A 5,931-nucleotide genomic window follows, 5' to 3' on the forward strand; every position below is an offset into this window, starting at 1 on the left:
TCGAAGCTCGCACGGCTGTCGGCCAGCAGCATGAAGCTCGCCGCACGCGCCACGACATGGCCGCCCGTCTTGCCGATGGTTTCTTTGGCCCGCTCTGCTAGATCGAGCGCGATCAGGGCTTTGAGCCTTTCGGTGCGCCGGATCATCGGGCAGAGGGCACCGGTGCCAAGCAGGTTGTCCCGTATGCGGTGGCGCTGCGAGAAGCGCTCCTTGCCGGTGAAATAGCGTGCGGGGTCCAGAGCCGGGACCGCCGTGACGGTAGGCGCATCCTCGAGTTCGAGCCTCCGCCCCGTCAGGGTCTCAAAGAAGAACCACAGCCGCCGGGAAAAGGTGCCTGTCGGTGTGGCGCGGACGATCGCTTCGATGTCCTGTTCCGGAACGGTGTCAAACACACGCTTGAGGATCAGGAGGTCGATGTTCTCGTGCCGCAGTGCAAAGCCGAGATGGCCCTCCAGCGTCGCATCTGGCAGGTACCGCTTGTCATAGACTTGCCAGATACCATCCGCGCGCATGTTGCCGCGCACATGTCGGTCTGAGATGCAGGTCGGGTTGCGCACCGGCGCAGGAATGTCGAACGCGGACACCAGTGCGGCCCAACCCGCAAGGCTGGCGCCTTCGGGAAGGGGCTCATCCTGGAAGAAGCGCGGCGTAAGGCTGTCGGGTCTCATGCGTCGAAAAGGCCTCATCTGCGCGGATTGTGGCCGCAAATCGTGTGGCAGTGTCGAAAATCGTTATAGGATCATCCGGCGGAAGATCAATCACGGATGTCGAAAGGCCATCATGCTGTAGAAGAATGTAGAAATCGGTATGATCTGGGGTGCGTGGTGAGCCCGGTGCCCGATCAGTGGCCACGGCCGAGCGCCGTTGCACTGCGCAGACAGCAAGACAGCCGATCGCCTTGCCGAAGCGCCGGAGGATTGCCGCAGCGAAGCCCTGGCGACGATGGCAGCCGGCCCATTCCGGCCGTGCAACCCGACTTTCTGCGGCGCAGCGGCAAGCTCGATAGCTGCCATTCGGACCGGCAGAAGTCGAGTAATAACGCAGGATGTGGATGAAGGGTCGATCAGCCTTTGCGTGGAGAACTCGGCAAACTTCGCGGGTTCCACCGGCTGCTACCTCAGGAACACAGGCACTCGCAAAACCGTCATCGCTGAGCTGATTGCCACCTGACGAAAATCCGCTACGATGCTCATACTCACCAGGACCCGGTGCGATTCCGGGTGGCTCTTCCGGCCGCCGACCCGCCGGACAATTTTTCGATGGCCCAGTCGAAGATCCCCGAGCGCTACAGCGCTCGGGTAGCTGTGAGGGAAAATGGAATTTACTTCGAGCGGCGCTTAACGTGGCAGTTTTCCTCAGCGGAAACTGACGTTCTGGCATCCTGAGACCATTCTTGGTCTGCCAATAATTTCTTCAATATTAGCCAAGTTCTACCTTGGTCAATCACGCAATCATAAAGATCTGCCTGCCCATTATTAAGAACTTCTTAAAAGGCAATCCATGAAATATAGACCAGAAATCGATGGTCTGCGCGCACTAGCCGTCATTCCAGTCATTCTGTTTCACGCCAACTTTCCTGTCGTTACAGGAGGTTTTGTCGGCGTTGACGTCTTCTTTGTCATATCGGGATATTTGATCACAACGATCATCGCACAGGAGCTTGAGGACGGACGATTTTCCATTTCCGAGTTCTATGCACGCCGCGCGCGTCGGATCCTGCCAGCGCTGTTCCTCGTCCTGGTGGTCTGCGTACCTCTTGCTGTCGTCACCATGATGCCGAACCAACTTTTCGAGTTCGGCCGCAGCCTCATCGCGGTGCTGCTGTTCGCCTCCAACATCCAGCTCTGGCGCGAAGGCGGGTATTTCGAAGCCGACAGCGAGATCAAGCCGCTGCTTCACACCTGGAGCCTTGCGGTGGAGGAGCAATTCTACGTGCTGTTTCCGATCCTGCTCATCCTGCTGTGGCGCTTCGGACGCGGCGTCGTCTTCTGGATACTGCTTGCCATAGCCGCTGGCAGCCTCGTCGTCGCCGAAGCCCTGCGGTGGGCGTCTGTGCCGGTCAGCTTCTATCTGACGCCGTTTCGCGCATGGGAGCTTCTTGCCGGCTCGCTCTGTGCGCTCGTGCTGTTGAACAGGCCGCAGAAAGGCAACTCGTGGCTCGCGGCTTTGGGCCTGCTGATGATCCTCGTCGCCATCGACAAGTTCCACAAGTGGACCCCAATGCCGAGCGCTTACGGGCTGCTGCCAGTGGCTGGCGCAGCCCTGATCATCCTTTTCGCAACTCGTGAAACGCTGGTGGGCAAACTGCTGTCACTGCGTCCGATCGTCATGATCGGCCTGATAAGCTACAGCGCCTATCTTTGGCATCAACCTCTGTTCGCCTTCGCGCGCCTGTCCAGTTTTGAAGAGCCTTCGCCGCAGGCGTTTTTGGGCTTGTCCATCGCCTCTCTGTTGCTCGGCTGGCTTACGTGGCGCTTCGTCGAGCTCCCCTTCCGGCGAAAGGGCGGCCTCACCTTCCGCCATGCCCGGGCGGCCATCGTCGGGGGTCTAGCGGGCACGGTGGGTCTTGCGGTGACGGGCGTGCTGATGATGTCAATGAACGGCTTTCCTCAGCGCTTTCCTGCGGAGGCACGGCAGCAGTTCGCCGCGGGCGAATGGTCATCGCGCTGCCTGTTCCAGATCAGCGACGGACCCGTGCGGTTCCCAACCGAAGGCTGCAGTTTCGGCGAGGGTAGCAGGACGGTGGCGATCATCGGCGATTCTGTAGCAGCAAGCATTGCGCCAGCTCTCATTGACCGCTTCCGGGATCAGGACGTGCAGGTGCTGCAGCTGACCCACGGAATGTGCCTGCCCGCGACAAGGACCATTCCGACGACGCATATCGCAGGGGCCTGTGCCGATTACATCCGGCGCGCGTCGCTCTATTTGGAAGAGGTCGGCGTCGATCTGATCATCACGGCGGCGCTTTGGAGCGATTTTGGCGCCTCGACGACCTATGACGGCGCCAGCATCCGGGAGATGACCGAGGAACAGCGGAACTTGGTCGCCGCCGACATCTCTGAAACTCTCGGCCGGTTCGGCGTACCGGTCCTGCTGGTGATGCCGTATCCGCGCGCCAGCGTGAGGATCCTGGATGCGGTGGGGCGCTATTTCGCACGCAATCGAGCGATCCTGGCCGAATACTTCGTGGAAATGGACGATTTCCAGACATCGAGCGAAGTGACGTTCGATGTTCTCAATCGCGTCCGGCTGCCGAACCTCACGAAGGTCTATGCTCATACCGCTATGTGCCGGGACGAACGCTGTTATTTCGTGGACGACAGCCGGCTCCTGCTGTCTGACGCGATGCATTTCACGCGGTATGGCTCAGAGAGGGTGCTTGACCTGCCGGCGTTCAGGCAGTGGTTCGAGGACCATGAGTTTGTGAAGGGAGGAAGTGGATCCTGACTGGGACAGACTTGACCGCCCGCCTGAAATCTCGGCCTTTCGCTGTCTTTATGAAGCCGGATGCTCTTGGTTTTTTAGAAGATCGCAGGTATAGCCCTCATATCGACTGGACCCGGGTGCGACTCCCGGGTGGCTCTTCCGGCCGCCGAACCGCCGGACCACCGTTCAGACTCAACAGAACTCTGCCGACCCGCTTCCGAACAAGCCGTCGGTCAGGAACGGAATATTCATGTTTTCATTCTCCACCTATCGCCAGGAATGGCTAGGCAGCATGCGTGCCGATCTGCTTGCCGGATTGGTCGTGGCGCTCGCGCTCATCCCCGAAGCCATCGCCTTCTCCATCATTGCTGGGGTTGACCCTAAGGTCGGGCTCTACGCCTCCTTCTCGATTGCCGTCATCACCGCCATAGTCGGCGGCCGACCCGGCATGATCTCGGCGGCAACAGCCGCAACCGCCGTTCTGATGATCACCTTGGTTCGAGATCACGGGCTCGAATACCTGCTCGCCGCCACAGTGCTCGCCGGCATTATCCAGATCGGCGCGGGGCTTCTGAAGCTGGGTTTCATAATGCGCTATGTCTCGAAATCGGTGATGACCGGCTTCGTAAATGCCTTGGCCATCCTGATTTTCATGGCGCAACTGCCCGAGCTTGACCCGCGCAATGTCGGCCTACTGACCTATGCATTGGTCGCCCTAGGCCTTGCCATCATCTACATCTTCCCGAGGTTTACCCGCGCAGTTCCTTCTCCGCTGGTTACCATCATCGTCCTGACGATGATGTCCATGGCGCTTGGTCTCGATGTACGCACTGTCGGTGATATGGGAGCGCTGCCCGACACGCTGCCGGTATTCCTCATCCCCGACATACCACTGACCATTGATACGCTGTTGATCATTCTGCCTTATTCCGTGGCGGTCGCGGTTGTGGGGCTGCTGGAAAGCCTGATGACGCAGAACATCGTCGATGATCTGACCGACACCAAATCGAACCGCAATCAGGAATGCATCGGACAGGGAGTCGCCAATACTGCAACCGGCTTCATCGGCGGCATGGCGGGCTGCGCGATGATCGGTCAATCCATCATCAACGTGAAATCTGGCGGGCGCGGGCGATTGTCGTCATTCTCCGCCGGCGTCTATCTGCTGTTCATGGTGGTGGTGCTCGGCGATCTGGTGAGCCGCATCCCGATGGCGGCGCTGGTGGCGATCATGATCATGGTCTCGATCGGCACTTTCTCATGGTCCTCGATCAAGGCGCTTCGGACGCATCCGCGATCTTCCTCGGTGGTTATGATCGCTACTGTCGTTACCGTTGTCTACACGCACAACCTCGCCATCGGAGTGCTGGTGGGAGTACTGCTGTCGGGCATTTTCTTCGCCGGCAAAATCGCTCAGCTCTTCGGTGTGACATCGCGTCTCTCGAAAGACGGGCGCGAACGGACTTATGTAGTGGAAGGCCAGCTGTTCTACGGCTCGGTCGAAGATTTCATGAGCGCCTTCGACTTCAAGGAGGCTGTGGACCGCGTGGTGATCGACGTGAGTCTCGCTCACATCTGGGACATCTCTTCAGTGCAGGCGCTGGACATGGCGGTGCTGAAGTTCCGCCGCGACGGAGCCGAAGTGAAGATCGTAGGCATGAACGCCGCAACCGAAACCATCGTCGACAAGCTTGCCATACATGACAAGCCGGGCGCGATGGACAAGCTGATGGCGCACTGAGGAGGATGAAGATGACCAACAAGATACTGGCTTTGGTGGACGGATCGGCCCATTCGCGCAGCGTCTGCCTGCACGCCGCCTGGATCGCGCAGAGGCTGGGCCCTTCCGTCGAGCTGCTGCATGTGCTGGGGCGGCGGGAGGGTGGCGCCGGCGGCGACCTGTCGGGGGCGCTGCAGCTCGGCGCACGGACGGCGCTGCTGGAGCAGCTGGCCGAGCTTGACGCGCAGCGAGCGAAGCTGGCGCAGGCGAAAGGCCGCGCCATCCTCGACGACGCGCAGGCGATCCTCGCCGAAGGCGCGGTCACCGAGGTGACGCCGCGGCTGCGGCAGGGCGACCTGATTGAGGCGGTGTCCGAGCTGGAGCCGACGCTTCGAGCGCTGGTGATCGGCCGGCGAGGCGAGGCAGCGGGTTTCGCCGCCGGGCATCTCGGCTCGAACCTCGAGCGGATCATACGCAGCTCAAAAGTGCCGGTCTTCGTGGCGACGGCCGACTACCGGCCGATCTCTCGCGTGCTGGTGGCATATGATGGCGGTGACAGCGCGCGGACTGCAATCCGGCGCATGGCGGAAAGCGCGGTGTTCGAAGGGCTTGAGATCACCCTCGCCTGCTCGGGCAGCGGGGGCGGCGACTGCCAACGCAAGCTGGACGAGGCGCAGGCAGTCCTCGCGGCAGGCGGATTGCAAGCCAGTACCGCCATAGTTTCGGGCGAGCCCGATGTGGCGCTGCAAAAGAAGATCGAGGCGGAGAGCTTCGATCTTCTGGTG

At 60.6% G+C, this 5,931-nt stretch carries 3 protein-coding genes, 1 pseudogene and 2 other annotated features; of the genes and pseudogenes, 3 read left to right on the forward strand and 1 reads right to left on the reverse strand.

The genetic code is table 11. The features are described from left to right. Positions 1 to 668 (reverse strand): annotated as a pseudogene (locus C5F48_RS21360) (Fic family protein); the annotation flags it as partial. Between the two features lie 530 nt (positions 669 to 1,198). Further along, positions 1,199 to 1,254, forward strand: a sequence feature (sul1 is cis-regulatory element that is thought to sense ions involved in sulfur or methionine metabolism; They are found in Alphaproteobacteria). A 246-nt stretch (positions 1,255 to 1,500) separates the two neighbouring features. Here C5F48_RS21360 and C5F48_RS21365 point away from each other — a divergent pair. The 3 genes from C5F48_RS21365 to C5F48_RS21375 form a co-directional block, all read left to right on the forward strand. Beyond that, positions 1,501 to 3,447, forward strand: coding sequence for an acyltransferase family protein (locus C5F48_RS21365; RefSeq protein WP_107665784.1), 1,947 nt, complete (start codon positions 1,501 to 1,503; stop codon positions 3,445 to 3,447). A 105-nt stretch (positions 3,448 to 3,552) separates the two neighbouring features. Continuing rightward, positions 3,553 to 3,610 (forward strand) — a sequence feature (sul1 is cis-regulatory element that is thought to sense ions involved in sulfur or methionine metabolism; They are found in Alphaproteobacteria). Positions 3,611 to 3,676: 66 nt separating this feature from the next. Continuing rightward, positions 3,677 to 5,167, forward strand: coding sequence for a SulP family inorganic anion transporter (locus tag C5F48_RS21370; protein ID WP_107665785.1), 1,491 nt, complete (start codon positions 3,677 to 3,679; stop codon positions 5,165 to 5,167). A gap of 11 nt (positions 5,168 to 5,178) precedes the next feature. Next, a partial coding sequence (locus tag C5F48_RS21375; RefSeq protein ID WP_107665786.1) for a universal stress protein occupies positions 5,179 to 5,931 on the forward strand: 753 nt, incomplete at its 3' end.

The sequence above is a fragment of the Cereibacter changlensis JA139 genome (assembly GCF_003034985.1).
Taxonomy (GTDB): domain Bacteria; phylum Pseudomonadota; class Alphaproteobacteria; order Rhodobacterales; family Rhodobacteraceae; genus Cereibacter; species Cereibacter changlensis.

Excerpts from the sequence above, each read along its gene's own strand:
- C5F48_RS21365 (WP_107665784.1), top strand. The coding sequence starts at position 1,501 with ATGAAATATAGACCAGAAATCGATGGTCTGCGCGCACTAGCCGTCATT.
- C5F48_RS21370 (WP_107665785.1), top strand. The coding sequence starts at position 3,677 with ATGTTTTCATTCTCCACCTATCGCCAGGAATGGCTAGGCAGCATGCGT.